The organism is Bacillus sp. FJAT-27986 (genome assembly GCF_001685035.1).
Taxonomy (GTDB): Bacteria; Bacillota; Bacilli; order Bacillales; family Pradoshiaceae; genus Pradoshia.
This window is the reverse complement of sequence record NZ_MAYV01000001.1, coordinates 75,464-90,876: the sequence shown is the minus strand read 5'-3', so window position 1 is coordinate 90,876 and position 15,413 is coordinate 75,464. Positions and strand designations below refer to the sequence as shown.

Genomic DNA, 15,413 nt, shown 5'->3' with positions numbered 1-15,413 from the left:
GGCATTCAGGTTTTAAAAATAAGAAGACTCATATTCAAACGTTTTATGATCCTCTGAGCTTTTTCACACCCCAAATGTTGGATTTCGAATCTGACTTTTGGGGTGTTTATTTATGGTTAATTTTTGAGAAATGGATAGCTGGGGAAGAATCCTATGTAACAATCGGAAAGAAAGGGTAGGATTCAGATTTAGATATGGAGTCTGAAAATTAAGACATCCGAGATAAGCTATCCTGCAACTATTTCTAGCTATTATCCTAAGTAAATGAAATTGATTGTTTGACAGCATAAGTGAAGGTGGGTATTTTTATGAATTCTTTTTTAGCATTAATCAAATATCTAAAGTCATACAAGTTAATTGTATTGCTTGGCCCCTTATGTATGATTGTGGAAGTAACTATGGACCTGATTCAGCCGACAATCATGCAAAATATTATTGATAAAGGGATTGCTTCGAGTGATAGTCGTTATGTAGTAACAATGAGTATAATTATGCTGTTCTCTGCAATTATAGGGCTGCTTGGTGGTATGGGAAGTACGATATTCAGTACGCGTTCAGCGATTCATTTTTCAACTGAGCTCCGCAGAGATGTTTTCGAGAAGATTGATTACTTTTCTGGTGAAAATACGGATAAATTCGGTGCTGGAAAATTGATTACCATCATGACGAATGATATAACAGCCGTGCAGCAGGCTGTCATGATGACCTTACGTATATTTGTTCGTGGCCCAATTATGTTTATTGGCAGTATTATTATTGTGTTTTTTACTGCCAGAGAACTTTTTCCAATTCTTCTGGCAGTTGTACCTGTATTAACAATATTAATCGTTTTATTTACATGGAAGGCCGGTCATCTTTTTCAAATGGTGCAGAAGGCAATTGATCGTGTCAATACGAAATTACAGGAAAACCTTGCTGGAATCAGGGTAATTAAAGCATTCGGTACACAGAACCATGAAATGAAACAATTTCAGATTGTTAATAAGGAATTAACAGCGGTCAATATCCGTGCTGACCAAGTCATTATGGGGTTAATGCCCATACTATTGTTTATCGTTAACATGGGAATAGTTGCGGCTATTTGGATGGGTGCGATTAAGGTTGATAACGGAAGCTTGAATGTGGGAGTAATTGTAGCATTTATAAATTATTTAACAATCATTTTGAACTCCCTTATGACAAGCAGTAATGTTCTCATGCAAATCACTAGAGCTTTTCCATCTGCAGGGCGGATTGTTGATGTATTGAATACAGAGCAAGACATTAAACAATCTGACCAACCGCTTGTTGCTGTACCGGATAAAGGTACTTTGGAATTCAAAAATGTGAGTTTTAGTTATAGCAAAAATGGGGAGAGAGTTCTTTCTAATGTTTCTTTTAGTGTACCGAGTGGACAAACACTTGGAATCATTGGAGCAACAGGTAGCGGAAAGACAACGCTGGTCAAATTACTACCTAGACTTTATGACGTGGATGAAGGGCAAATCCTGTTGAATGGAATAGATATCAAAGATATGGATATACAAGAATTACGAAAGTCCGTCGGATTTGTACCGCAGAAAGCGTTGTTATTTTCTGGAACTATTAGTCAGAATTTAACTCAGGGTAATGAAAATGCAACAAAGGACGACATGACAGAAGCTCTTCAAAATGCTGAAGCCCTTCAATTTGTAGAACAATTAGACCCGGATTATGCATATGAACTCACTCAGGGGGCAACTAACCTATCAGGTGGCCAAAGACAAAGAATATCCATTGCTCGGGCTTTTATACGGAAGCCATCCGTAATTATATTGGATGATTCTACTTCAGCGGTGGATGCGATATCGGAAAGCCGTATCAGAAAAGTATTGATAAATAAATATCCGGATTCAACTAAAATTATTATTTCTTCAAAGCTTTCATCATTAAAACATGCGGATCAAATTTTGGTTCTTGAGGATGGTAAAGTAACTGGAATTGGCAGCCATAGTGATCTTTACCAAAAAAATGAACTCTATCGTGAATTATGCTCTATACAGAGTGAGCAGGGGGTGAGCCATCTATGAGCCAGCAGACGCAAACTCAAAAACAAGTGAATATGAGACCAGGTCACAGACATTCATTTGGGCCTAAAAGCAAGGCAAAACATCAAAAGGAAACGGTCCTAAGAATATGGACCTATCTTAAAAGGCGAAAATTAACACTGTATGCGTCAATCATATGCGTACTATTTTCGACTGTGTTCAGTTTGCTTGGTCCTTATTATATTGGTATCACAATTGATGAATATGTACTTGTTAAAGATGTAGATGGTTCTATTCGAATGACTTTGCTATTAGCCGTTATTTATATAGCAGGTGCGATTCTTACCTGGCTCCAGCAAAACTTGATGATACATATTTCATTAAAAACGATTCGGACAATTAGAGAAGAATTATTTTCAACCCTGCATACATTAAGCCTCCGATTTTTTGATAAACGCTCATCCGGCGATTTAATGAGCCGGGTAACCAACGATATTGATAATTTAAATAATGCATTAAGCCAAAGTGTAGTCCAGATTTTTTCTTCCTTACTGACAATCATTGGTGTCTCAATCGCCATGTTTGCATTAAATTGGGTGTTGTCTATTGTCTCATTTCTTGTGATACCCCTTATGATTTTTACATCCAAAAAGATTATCCAAGTGAGCAGCCGTAATTATGCCAAGAGGCAGCAAAATTTAGGTAACCTGAATGGGTATGTAGAAGAAGCAATAAGCGGCAAAGAGGTCATCACTCTTTTTGGACGAGAGCAGGAAACCATCAAGGAGTTTAAAAAGATCAATGAGGACTTGCGTGAATCGGCTATACAGGCTGATACATATGGTGGTTTTCTCGGCCCTGTCAATAACTTTATCAATAATCTCGGCCTTAGCTTGATTATTGGCACTGGGGCCATCATGTCGGTGCATGGGCTGACAACAATAGGTGTAATCGCTGCTTTTGTTACGTATTCAAGATTATTTTTCAGACCGATCAATCAGTTATCCAATTTGATGAATACGATTCAATCCGCTATAGCAGGAGCTGAGCGTGTGTTTGAGATAATGGATGAAGTACCTGATTTAAAGAATAAAAGGGGAGCTATACCAGCGACTTCTATAAAAGGGAATGTCCGATTTAAAGGTGTTCGATTTGGCTATGAGAAAGAGAAGGAAATTATAAAAGGTATTTCCTTAGAAGCTAAAAGCGGACAAACCATAGCATTGGTAGGCAAAACTGGTTCAGGAAAAACGACTATTATTAATCTGCTATCAAGATTCTATGATCGATTAAGCGGTGAAATTTGGATTGATGACAGATTAATAGAGGATTATTTAGTCGAAGATTTAAGAAAAAGGATAGGAATCGTTCTACAGGAAACATATTTGTTTTCTGGAACAATCATGGAGAATATCCGTTATGGCAAACTGGATGCCTCTGATGAGGAGGTCATTCGAGCTGCTAAGATTGCTGCTGCACACCAGTTTATTAAACATTTGCCAAATCAATATAATACAGTCATCACATCGGGTGGTATCAACTTAAGCCAGGGTCAAAGGCAATTAATCTCGATTGCACGAGCGGTTTTAGCAGATTCAGATATTTTAATATTGGATGAAGCCACTTCGAGTATTGATACACGTACAGAAATAGCCATTCAAAACGGAATGAAAAATTTGACTAAGGGTCGTACAACCTTTGTAATTGCACACCGCTTAAAAACAATCGAGAATGCTGACTGTATATATGTCATCGATGATGGGTTGATTGTGGAACATGGAACCCATGAAGAGCTTATTCAAAATAAAGGGTATTATCACAGACTATATGAAAGCCAATTCACGATTTGATTTCACTAAATAATATCCTTTTTTAAAGAAGAGCAATGGATTTACTTCTGTTGCTCTTTTTTTTGTTCAAACTGGAGCCAAAATCCTCACTTTAAACGAATGAGAAGCAATAACGAATTGTGGGAGACAAGCGGATTGGTTCAACTGATGCTAAAGCCCCGCACCAAGCATGTATGCTATCTTGTTTTCAGTCTTACACTTACATTCATCAGTACAGCGATATTTCTGCCAAGAATAAAACTGTACTTCACTTCCAAAAAAGTACAAATTGCATTTATATAAACAGCACGATATCGAGAAAAATACATCGGTTGCCGAGAAATACCAAACTAGCTAAGAATAGAGAAATAATATTTTTATAGATGCTCCTTTTTAGTTTCTTTATTTATATATAAGAGGTGAAAAGGAGGTGAGAACATGGAAAATCAATTCTTAGAGTTAACAAAGCTGCAAATTGAATTTGTTGTTGGGGTCGATGCACAAGGGGAACCAATCACCCAGAAAAGAACACTATCCAATATTAATAATGGGGCGGATGGTGAAGCATTAAAACGATGTGCAAATGCGATTATCTCTCTTCAAGTCCATGAAGTAGCAGGAGTAAGGCGCTTGGATACTTGGCAAATCTAGTATCGGTAAAAGGGAATATCGGATAGAAAGGAGGGGCTACAGATGGAAAATGTTCTAGAATTATATTTTCTAACAGAAGAAGGTAAAACTGCTAAACTATCAATTGATAACCCAAAAATGCCAGTTGACCAAGAAGCGGTTAGACAGGCAATGGATATCATTATTGAATCGAAAGTATTCTTAACAAAATCAGGTTTTTACGTTAGTAAAGAAGAAGCACAGTTAGTTGAAACAGCAAAAACCGAATATTCATTTATGTAATTGATGAACAGATGGCTAATCCAAATAAGCTGGATTAGCCATTTTTTAAGGATTGAGCGAGGAGGTGGCAATCCGTGAACGATTTAATTCCGTTAATTAAAGATGTGGGTTTCCCTATTGTGGTAACCGTTTATCTTTTATACCGTATTGAAGGGAAGCTGGAGATGCTGAATAATTCCATACAATCATTGCCTTTAATGCTTAGTGAACTGATCAAAAAATAATTATAAGGCTTGCCATCAGTAAGAATGGCAAGCTTTTTTTATTGGGCCATCACTCATTGCGAATACTAAGTGCCAGTGTAGTAAGTGCAAGTGATACGTATGAAATAACAACCGCTTTCAACACCAATACAGCTCTCTGGCTTCGGCTTTCTAGTTTTATCCTATATGTTTTATTTTCTACCTAATTAACATTTCTATATTAATTCCTTTTAACTTTTTAAGGTTTAAAAATAATGAATCAGTGGTATTTTTTGAAAAATGTGTATTTTTATATATGTTTATGTATATATGAAACCATTAGACAAAGAGATGAGGTAGAGATGATGGCTGATAACCATATTCAAAACAAAAAAGACAAGCAATTAGATGATTTTAGAGTGGATAATAGTGAAAAAAAATTAACAACCAATCATGGTGTACGAGTTTCTGAAGATGAACATTCTTTAAAAGCGGGTGACCGTGGACCGACTCTCATGGAGGATTTTCATTTTCGGGAAAAAATGACGCATTTTGACCATGAGAGAATTCCGGAACGAATTGTCCACGCTCGTGGTTTTGGTGCACATGGTTATTTTCAGGTGTATGAACCAATGACGAAGCTGACCAAAGCAAGTTTTTTGCAGGATCCATCTAAAAAAACACCAGTCTTTGTACGATTTTCCACTGTGGCAGGCTCCAGGGGATCTGCTGATTCTGTAAGGGATGCCCGTGGATTTGCAACCAAATTTTATACGGATGAAGGTAATTTTGATCTCGTAGGAAATAATATTCCTGTATTTTTCATTCAGGATGCGATTAAGTTTCCAGATTTAGTTCATTCCTTTAAGCCTGAGCCACACAATGAGATGCCTCAAGCAGCAACAGCCCACGATACTTTTTATGATTTTGTTGTAAATAATACTGAATCTGCACATATGGTTCTATGGACGAACTCTGATAGGGGTATACCTAGAAGCTATCGGATGATGGAAGGGTTTGGTGTCCATACATTTAGACTTGTAAATGAACAAGGAGAAGCCCATTTTGTTAAATTCCATTGGAAACCAATACTTGGGGTCCATTCTCTTGTCTGGGATGAAGCGCAAAAAATCGCAGGTAAAGATCCTGATTTTCATCGTCGTGATTTATATGAAGCGATTGAAATGGGAAATTATCCAGAGTATGAGTTTGGTATTCAGGTAGTTAAGGAAGAAGATGAATTTAAGTTTGATTTCGATATACTGGATCCTACTAAAGTGTGGCCAGAAGAACTCATACCTGTACAGAAAATAGGTAAAATGACGCTTAATAAAAATGTGGATAATGTATTTGCGGAAACGGAACAGGCGGCATTCCATATTGGTCATATTGTACCGGGAATTGATTTTACCAATGATCCATTATTACAGGGGCGTCTATTCTCTTATACGGATACACAGCTGTTAAGGCTTGGGGGACCGAACTTCCAACAAATTCCGATTAACCGCCCGATTTCACCCGTACACAATCATCAACGTGACGGATATCATCAAATGCGTATCGATAAAGGACAGGTTAGCTACAATAAAAATGGGTTAGCCAATAATTCTCCATCACCGGCCTCTCCTGAAGAAGGCGGTTTCGAGCATTATCAGGAAAAGGTAGATGGATCTAAAGTTCGGAAGAGAAGTGAAAGTTTTAAGGATCACTACAGCCAAGCTAAATTATTTTGGAACAGCATGTCTTCAGTAGAAAAACAACATATCATCGATGCATTCCGCTTTGAGCTTGGTAAATGTCTAAGTAAGAATATCCAACAACAAGTTGTTAATATGTATGCGAATGTGGATCATTATTTGGCTGAACAAATTGCGATTGGTTTAGGTCTTGAGGTACCATCAAATACTGAAGTTAAAGAATCAAAAGTAATTGATTCATCACCTGCACTCAGTCAATTGAATACAACCATGGGTGCCGCGACAAGAAAGGTTGCTGTCCTTGTCCATAATGGATTTGATGGAATTGATTTAAAACAGGCGCTGGTAGCCTTTGAGGAGGCTGGTTTAATTGCTGAAATTGTTTCTGAGAACCAAGGAGAAATAACTAGCGCTAATGGAGCTGTGTTAAAGGTAGACCAGACGTTTTTGACAACAGATTCAGTTTTATATGATGCTGTCTATCTTGCTTCGGGTCAACATAGTGTAGATGCTCTAAAAACGATCAACAAGGTGAATGAGTTTATAATGGATGCATTCAATCACTTTAAAGCAATAGGTGCCCCAAAAGAAGCTGCAGATTTGGTTGCTCCATTTATCCGGACATCTAATGGAGCTGCCGGTATTATTACCTCGGCTTCTGATGAACCAATAAATAAGTCAGTTGAGCAGTTTATTGAAGCGGTTGCTAAGCATCGCCACTGGGATCGTATTCAATAAGAAAGTTCAAATATTGATTAAAAAGCCTCTAATCCACAACAACGGATTTAGAGGCTTTTTGTCAGTTAGGAAATATGAATAGGATCTTGTTTTTTTGTCGGATGAGCGAATTTTTTCTCCCATGGACGGCTGTGCCAGCGTTTGACTGCAAAGATTGCACGGAACCATTCGTCAATTCCCTGAGCAATCCATATTCCGAGTAAACCAAGCCCGAATGTAATGCCAAACAAATACCCGAAACCTACAGTAAATGTCCACATAGATAAAATGCCGATAATGACTGGGAAACGAACATCCCCTGCTGATTTTAATGAGCTCATTAAAACAATGTTGACAGCTCTGCCAGGTTCAACAAAGGCAATTCCCCAGAGAACAGGCAAAGCAATCGCTAAAATGGCCGCATCAGATGTAAATAACTCAATCAATGAATTTCCCATTAGTGCAAATGTCAGTGACACAGCTGTAGAGGCAAATACAGCTATTTTTACGGTTTTCATTCCTCTTTTTAAGGCCTGATCAAAGTGACCGCCCCCTATATATCTTGCAACCAACAGTTGTGTTCCCTCGCCAATCGCAACGCTGAATAAATAACAGAGCATTGTAATATTCGTTAAATAAACACGTGCAACTAATGAAGCATCACCGAGGGTGGCAACGAAAGCAGTTACCAACAGCTGTGAAAAATGATAGGATAAATTTTCACCGGCAGAGGGAATACCTATTTGAAAAAGATTTTTCATGTCTTCAGTGTTAATATGAAATAAATCACTTAATCGGAAGCGCAATGCAAGCTCTTTGGCAACGATCATTATTAAAGCGACCACTGCAAAACTTCGAGCAATAACCATCGTCCATGAAACACCAGTCACACCGGTTATCGGAAGATTGAATACTCCGTAAATACTAATGACATAGCCTAGTGTACTGATAATATTCATAAAGAGTGAAACATACATAGGTTCCTTTGTTCTTCCATGGCTCCTGAGAATAGCGCTTAGAACAAGTGAAATTGACTCAAGAAATAAAGAAAATCCAACAATCCTTATGAATAGAAGAGCATAGTCATAAACCTCTCCGCTAATGTCAAATAAATTCAATAAACTCTGCCCGAAAATAACTACAATAAGAGATATGAGGACACCAAACCATACATTAATGCTAAATGCAGATCTTGATAATTGTCTTGCTTTATCAAGACGCTGTGCCCCGATCCTTTGTCCAATTAAGATCATCGCACCAATAGAAGAGACATTAAAAACTAAGATAAAAATACTTATTAATTGGTTGGCGACACCTACTCCTGCTGCAGCTAGGTCAGAATAATGTCCAAGCATCAATGTAGCCAGTAACCCCATTGCTATATGTAAGCTAAGCTCTATAAATAAAGGCCATGATATAGAAAAAAGCGATTGATTTTTTAAATTTTCTGTATTTACCAATCCGTCTGACTCCTTTAGTTTAAATTAAACACCTAATAAATCATTCTATAATACTTTACCATTATATGTATAGAAGAGATTATGAAAACATGAGTTTTATCTTTTGGAAGTATCTTTTATCTGGGGGATTTGGTTCGTTTTCAAGTATAATGAACCAAAAACAAAGGGTGAATAAAGGATGAATATAAAAGGGATTAATCATTTGTTATTTTCCGTATCCAATCTGGATCAATCCATTTTATTTTATGAACAAGTGTTCGAAGCGAAATTACTTGTAAAAGGGAGAACAACTGCATATTTTAATTTTAATGGTTTATGGTTAGCATTGAATGAAGAAAAAATGATACCTCGGAGGGACATAGAATATTCATATACCCACATAGCTTTCTCCGTAGAAGAAGCAGATTTCGATGAGTGTATAAATCACTTAAAAAAGTTAAACGTGAATATTCTTCCAGGAAGAATGAGAGATCTAAAAGATCAGCGATCCGTTTATTTTACTGATCCTGATGGACATAAATTTGAGTTCCATACTGGGAATCTTGATGATCGTCTTTCCTATTATAAAGAAGCGAAAACCCATATGAAGTTTTTTTAGTTGATGTGAAAGCAGCTTAAAGTAATCATTATTCTATATTTATTAAGCTTGGATGCCAATGATAATGTATTCACGCAGCATTTAAAAAAAGATAAAATGATTGAAACTTGTTCCTTAATTCTAACTTTTTTGCCGTTACGAATATTACACGTTTCATAGATAAACGTTTGAGGAAAAGAATGATTTTCTTGTTATTAGAAGGTTGTTAATAATTCCAAATGTACATTTTATTTTACCTACGCATCTTTTACATTTGTAAAACCTTTTATAATAGATGGTTTAAGAGAAAGGCATAGCCATTTTGAGAAGAATTTAGTATAGGGAGTTGATGTGAGTGCAATCCATATTGTTAGGTATATTGGCATCTTTTTTCTTTGCGGTGACATTTATACTAAACAGGTCAATGGAACTCTCAGGAGGTAGCTGGCTTTGGAGTGCGTCATTGCGCTATATTTATATGATTCCATTTTTAATGGCAATTGTTTATATCCGAAAGAATTTATAGCAATTGTTTGTTATTATGCGAGAAAACTTAAAGGCATGGTTTTTTTGGAGCTTTATTGGTTTTGGGATGTTCTATCTGCCTTTATGTTTTGCTGCAGCATATTCTCCAGGGTGGCTTACAGCAGGAACCTGGCAAATTACAATAGTGGCAGGTACTTTATTGACACCATTGTTTTTTGAATTTAAAGAGGGGATTTATTCAAAAAAAGGTATCATACCTAAAAAGCAATTGTTTTTCTCATGCTTTATTTTACTGGGGATTTTATTGATACAGATGGAAAATATGAATCAGTTAACAATAAAGGAATTCTTATTTGGTTTTATCCCAATCCTGATAGCAGCATTTGCTTATCCATTAGGAAACCGTAAAATGATGGAAATTACAAAAGGTCGGTTGGATGCATATCAACGAGTACTAGGAATGACCATAGCCAGCTTACCTCTTTGGATTATCGTCTCCATTCTGGCGCTGTCTACAGTTGGACCACCAAGCCCTATGCAAAATATTCAAACATTGATAGTTGCTATTTCTTCAGGAGTCATTGCCACCGTTCTATTTTTTAAAGCAACCGATCTCGTTAACCGTGATATGAAAAAGATGGCAGCGGTGGAGGCCACTCAATCCATGGAAATTTTGTTTGCTTTAGCAGGAGAGATGATAATCTTATCTATTTTATTTCCGTCCATCTCGGCTATGATTGGAATATTTATTGTCATGTTTGGATTAGTCTTGCATAGCTTAAGTTCTGTTGAGAAGAAAGAGAATACGATTACTGCAAAAGAAATATAAAAAGGTAGAAATATATAAATAGTAATCCTTCTAAAATGTTAATTCTGCTGAAATTGACATTTTTTCTTTTTTTATCTCCTAGTAAGACTTTATTCTGATTAATTTAACAAAAATTTCAGACATCTTTCTTGCCTAGGAGGATGGAAGCATTGTATTATTGGAAAGGTAGTTTGATAAAACCAACAATTTCTTATAACTTCTAACTTCAATACAGTTTATAACCTCCTCTGTTTAGTACATAAATGATTACTTACTCCGCCTCTGTACTTTCTCTTAAATTTCACAAATTGGACTAGTTAATGAATGACTGAATAGAAATACATCTTTAGGATAATGAATTAAATGCTTAAATATTGGAAGGAGTATTGTGAGAAAATGAACTATACAATTTTTAAAGATTACGAAGAAATGTCCACATCCGCGGCTGAAATAATCATACAAGAAATCAATGAAAAACCAAACCTTTTTATAGGTCTCCCTGCAGAAAATAGTCTAAGGCGAGTATTGGAGATATTAGCGAACCAATATTCATTGGGGTTGGTTGATTTTTCAGAGTGCCGTTTTGCAGTTATGTATGAATGGATGGGCAGAAGCACTTATGATGAAGGCAGCTGCAATCAATTCCTCTATAAAGAATTTTTTTCTAAAGTTAATGTCAAAGCTTCACAATTGGTTTTTTTTAACGGAAAATCTGAGATACCTCATAAGGAATGTAAGAGAATTGACAATGATATTATTAAAAACGGGGGATTAGATTTAGTCCTATTGGGAATTGGCGGAGATTGCAAGATTGGTTTTATTAGTCCCAGTAGTTCTTTTTCTTGTTATTCACATGTTCGCCGCATAGGAGATAAGGATTATTATAATCAGTCTGATACACAGGATCTGCCTGCAGCTTACTTGGTAGGATATAAACATATAATGGGAGCACGGGAAGTTATTGTGTTGGCGAATGGTTTGCATAAAGCGCAAATAATCAGGAAAACGTTAAAGGAGAATTTACATTTACATACACAAAAGAAAGTTTTACACCAAAATACAACTTTCTTATTAGATCAGGAAGCTGGAAGCTTATTAAGGGTTTAAAAAACGTACATGGTATAAAAATCAATATTAAGTAAAATAATCAGTCAGCTTTATTACATACCATTTTCTGAATATTCATTATACTATTTATCGGTTTTGAATCAGTGAAGAGGTCGGATAATCGTTTTTTGTATTAGTGATAAAATACGATTTTGTCTTTCATTTTTGAATCACGCCCATTGTTACACTCAGGTTAATTATAATGTTAACTTGTCAAATTATAACGATTGATAAGTAGTAACCATGAATCATGAATAATTATGTAAATAAGCTAATTAAAAATCAGTGCGAATGTACCTATGATATTTTTATATATATTGTTAAAATATGGGTAACAACTGGTACCGGCTTCAAATTAATCTCAAGTGGAGGAGATAAGATGAAGAGAGAAGTGCAAGTTATACCATATCATATTGATCAACAGCTTGATTCAGTCAATGAGGTGCCAAAGGGCATTGAAATGATTGAAGCCCCTGAAATCTGGAATGTTACGATGGGTGAAGGTGTAACCATTGCAGTGTTGGATACTGGTTGTGATGTGAACCATCCTGATTTGGCAAAGCAAATTATTGGCGGCCGGAATTTTACTACAGACGATGATAGTGACCCTGATAAATTCCAGGATTATAACGGGCATGGTACACATGTGGCGGGAACAATTGCAGCCACGCAAGATAAAAGTGGAGTAGTTGGGGTTGCTCCAGCTGCCAAGCTGCTTATTCTGAAAGTATTGGATAAGGATGGCTTCGGTGAATATGACTGGATTATTAACGGGATTCTTTATGCAATCGAGCAAAAAGCAGATATTATTTCTATGTCTCTAGGGGGAACAGAAGATGTACCTGAGCTGCATGAAGCAATTAAGAAGGCAGTAATGAATAATATTGCAGTTATTTGTGCCGCAGGCAATGATGGAGATGGTAATGAAGAGACGGAAGAGCTTTGCTATCCGGCAGTTTACAACGAAGTCATCAGTGTTGGCGCAATTGATCTCGAACACCGGTCATCCCGATTCTCTAATTCGAATAAGGAGATTGATTTGGTAGCACCTGGTGAGAAAATTCTATCCACTTATTTGAACGGAAAATATGCGACTTTAAGTGGAACATCTATGGCTACGCCTCATGTGGCAGGAGCAATGGCTCTTATTAAGGTTATGACCAATAACAGCTTTGAACGTAACTTAAGTGAGCCGGAAATATATGCACAATTAATAAAGAGAACAATACCGCTTGGGAACTCACCTAAATTAGAGGGAAATGGCTTGCTGTATTTGACAGCCCCTGACTATTTAACAGAGCTGGTTAATAAACTGTCCTTAGATGATGCTATAAATATGTAGATTGTTGACAGTACAAAAGTATTCTTGAATCGTTAAAAAGATTTATGATGCGAATGAGAAGATTTGAAAAGCTTCATTATAACAGTGATAGTAAGATTGGCCGCGTAACCATAAAAAGGACTGCCACACTGAATAGCTAGCTCAGTATGGCAGTCCTTTCGTTTATGTAGGAAATGGATTAGCATTCATTTTTAATGATGACGATTGATATGGTTTGTGTTGAAGATGCGCCAGCCTCTGTGAGTCAATGCGCCAATAAAGGAAATGAAGAGGAGAGCGCCAGTCCAAATTTCAAATTGTTCAGGAACATAGTTGAAAACGGAAAATGCTAGATTCTCAACTTTAAGGCTAAAAGATAAAATAAGTACAAACAAGCCTATCATTAACAGTTCTTTAAATAAATTAATAAGTTTAATGTTGTTCTGATCCCAGCGAATAAGAAAGAGAGCAATCGCTAGGGCGCCAAATAAATTCCAATCCAATGTCTCCACTCCTTTATTAGTTATTCTTTTAATATTTGAAAAATGATTGGTGGACAGGCAGGATAAAGGGCTTCATTAACGAATGCCAATCATTTAGGGGGACATCGTGAAAATGGATAATTTTGTATTCATTATAAAGGTAGACAAACTTCAGTGGCAATATATATTTTAAGGCAGGAATACGGTTTTAGATGTAGAAATGTTAATGAAGAGGGAATTAAGAATGTCAGGGAGTGGCAATATGGATTATAAGAATTTATACTTTACAGATAGTTTTTTTTCATCTGGCCAAAAAGATATTTATACAAGGGATGAACACATTGTTGGTAAATTAGATTTAAAAAGTGCCTTTACTTCCACAATCGATGTTTTAGATTTGAAGGGAAATATTTTGATTAGCGGCAAATTCCCGCTTTTCAGCAACAGGTGGATCGTTACAAATCAAGAGGGGGATGAACTTGGCTTCGTACGTGCAAGATTTAGCTTTTTTGCCAAAAAATACGAGTACACAGCTCATAACCGGGGAGTATTCCGTATTGATTCAGAGACCTTTTCCAAAAGATATGAAATCCTCAGTGAAAAAGGAAAGCAAGTTGGCCGATTTAGAAAAGTCAACTCCATCTTATCAAGTCCTGCCTATGAATTATCTAAAACTTCCAATGAAATCGAAATAGGTGAAATGATAGCTGTTGTCATGGGTGTAAATGCTATTCAAAAAAGGAGTCATTCGGCTGCGAACAGTACCGTATAAACGAGAGATTACTCTTTAAAACTTTAATTGATAGAACTAAAAGAGTAAATAGAGGTGACTTAGCCAGAATGATTGAACGCGATAATAATTGAAGTGCCTCCAATAAGTAATTGAACAATAAAGTTGAAGGCACCATGATAGGTTTTTAATATATCTAATTGGATAATCTTAATAAGTGTTATCATGGTAATAATGGGACAGACAAAATAAGCGAGCTGGGAAAAAGAAAATGTCCAATCCTGAAGTAAGGACTCTGTTAATAAGGGTAAAAGGATAAATAAGTTCATAGCTGTGACTCCATATAAGGATTTTATCGTTATCATCCTTAACCTCCGTTAAAAATTTTCATAATCCATATTAGTATATAATTGAATTTACAAAAAAGTAGTAGAAATTAAGAGTAACAATTTTTAATCAAACAAATGCTATGAGACTAAAATGAACTCTGTAAGCGAGATTATATGGGTTCATTCTAGTTTTTTTTATGTTCTTCTAAGTGACCAACGATTCGTTCCAGAATACTAACCCTTCATGACTTTTCTTTTTTAAAGGCTGTTTTCGTGATGGTTATACCAAATGGGGGTTGATATATTAAGCTTAAAGAGGGAATAACGATATTTTTTATAGTAGACTGAAGATCCGTTAGTATATTTAAGTTGTTGCAACTCAATATTTGATAACTGCCTCAATTGGTTTCGCTGGCTTAAATTAGGAAAGAGTTTAGGTGTGGAAAACACGTATAGACACAACTACATACAAGCTCAAAAATGTCAAAGATCCCCAATATCTTTTATACATTGAATCCCCCATCTAATTAAAATACTACAAGTATTTATATCACATTTCTCTTCGTATTTATTGGATTTTTTTCACTTTATTTTCCTCTAATTTGGGTTTTCGCACTCAACCTTTGACTACTAACAACAAACTATACGAAAAGCCTTTATAAAGGGTAAAATCCTTTGTAGCTTTTCTGTCATACGAATTAATAAGATGACCTATTAAATACTTTAGAAAGGAAGAGTTAATATTTTACGATTTTTGAAGTGTCTGATAA

The 15,413-nt window shown here is 36.0% G+C and carries 13 protein-coding genes and 1 pseudogene; 11 read left to right on the top strand and 3 right to left on the bottom strand.

Features of this window, described 5'->3' with window-relative positions:
- Nucleotides 1–308 precede the first annotated feature (308 nt).
- From A8L44_RS00375 to A8L44_RS00350, 6 genes are all read left to right on the top strand, one after another.
- Nucleotides 309–2,048 (top strand): ABC transporter ATP-binding protein, encoded by a 1,740-nt coding sequence (locus A8L44_RS00375; RefSeq protein ID WP_066099903.1) that lies wholly within the window; start codon nt 309–311, stop codon nt 2,046–2,048.
- Between the two features lie 32 nt (nt 2,049–2,080).
- Nucleotides 2,081–3,856 carry an ABC transporter ATP-binding protein gene (locus tag A8L44_RS00370; RefSeq protein ID WP_066102216.1) on the top strand — a complete coding sequence of 592 codons (1,776 nt, stop codon included), beginning with the start codon at nt 2,081–2,083 and terminating at the stop codon, nt 3,854–3,856.
- Nucleotides 3,857–4,273: 417 nt separating this feature from the next.
- Nucleotides 4,274–4,486 (top strand): DUF1659 domain-containing protein, encoded by a 213-nt coding sequence (locus A8L44_RS00365; RefSeq protein WP_066099901.1) that lies wholly within the window; start codon nt 4,274–4,276, stop codon nt 4,484–4,486.
- 42 nt (nt 4,487–4,528) lie between these two features.
- On the top strand, nt 4,529–4,747 hold the full coding sequence (locus A8L44_RS00360; protein ID WP_066099898.1) for a DUF2922 domain-containing protein: 219 nt from the start codon (nt 4,529–4,531) through the stop codon (nt 4,745–4,747).
- Between the two features lie 74 nt (nt 4,748–4,821).
- On the top strand, nt 4,822–4,971 hold the full coding sequence (locus A8L44_RS00355; protein ID WP_066099896.1) for a YvrJ family protein: 150 nt from the start codon (nt 4,822–4,824) through the stop codon (nt 4,969–4,971).
- Between the two features lie 323 nt (nt 4,972–5,294).
- Nucleotides 5,295–7,364, top strand: coding sequence for a catalase (locus A8L44_RS00350; protein WP_066099893.1), 2,070 nt, complete (start codon nt 5,295–5,297; stop codon nt 7,362–7,364).
- Nucleotides 7,365–7,429: 65 nt separating this feature from the next.
- Here A8L44_RS00350 and A8L44_RS00345 read toward each other — a convergent pair whose 3' ends face one another.
- A complete protein-coding gene (locus A8L44_RS00345; RefSeq protein ID WP_066099890.1) occupies nt 7,430–8,803 on the bottom strand; it encodes an MATE family efflux transporter in 1,374 nt (457 codons plus the stop codon).
- Between the two features lie 178 nt (nt 8,804–8,981).
- On the opposite strand from A8L44_RS00345, the gene fosB reads away from it, so the two are divergent.
- The 4 genes and pseudogenes from fosB to A8L44_RS00325 all read left to right on the top strand — a co-directional run bounded on the left by fosB (nt 8,982) and on the right by A8L44_RS00325 (nt 13,123).
- On the top strand, nt 8,982–9,401 hold the full coding sequence (fosB, locus tag A8L44_RS00340; protein ID WP_066099887.1) for a metallothiol transferase FosB: 420 nt from the start codon (nt 8,982–8,984) through the stop codon (nt 9,399–9,401).
- Nucleotides 9,402–9,735: 334 nt separating this feature from the next.
- A pseudogene (locus A8L44_RS00335) lies at nt 9,736–10,695 on the top strand (DMT family transporter).
- A 375-nt stretch (nt 10,696–11,070) separates the two neighbouring features.
- Nucleotides 11,071–11,781 carry a 6-phosphogluconolactonase gene (locus tag A8L44_RS00330; RefSeq protein ID WP_066099884.1) on the top strand — a complete coding sequence of 237 codons (711 nt, stop codon included), beginning with the start codon at nt 11,071–11,073 and terminating at the stop codon, nt 11,779–11,781.
- A gap of 379 nt (nt 11,782–12,160) precedes the next feature.
- Nucleotides 12,161–13,123 carry a S8 family peptidase gene (locus A8L44_RS00325; protein WP_066099880.1) on the top strand — a complete coding sequence of 321 codons (963 nt, stop codon included), beginning with the start codon at nt 12,161–12,163 and terminating at the stop codon, nt 13,121–13,123.
- A gap of 191 nt (nt 13,124–13,314) precedes the next feature.
- Here the strand turns inward: A8L44_RS00325 and A8L44_RS00320 are convergent, their stop codons facing one another.
- A complete protein-coding gene (locus tag A8L44_RS00320; protein ID WP_066099877.1) occupies nt 13,315–13,605 on the bottom strand; it encodes a hypothetical protein in 291 nt (96 codons plus the stop codon).
- A 241-nt stretch (nt 13,606–13,846) separates the two neighbouring features.
- Here A8L44_RS00320 and A8L44_RS00315 point away from each other — a divergent pair, with 241 nt between their 5' ends.
- Nucleotides 13,847–14,356 carry a hypothetical protein gene (locus tag A8L44_RS00315; RefSeq protein ID WP_066102213.1) on the top strand — a complete coding sequence of 170 codons (510 nt, stop codon included), beginning with the start codon at nt 13,847–13,849 and terminating at the stop codon, nt 14,354–14,356.
- Between the two features lie 59 nt (nt 14,357–14,415).
- Here the strand turns inward: A8L44_RS00315 and A8L44_RS00310 are convergent, their stop codons facing one another.
- On the bottom strand, nt 14,416–14,679 hold the full coding sequence (locus tag A8L44_RS00310) for a hypothetical protein (RefSeq protein WP_066099872.1): 264 nt from the start codon (nt 14,677–14,679) through the stop codon (nt 14,416–14,418).
- Between the last annotated feature and the right edge of the window lie 734 nt (nt 14,680–15,413).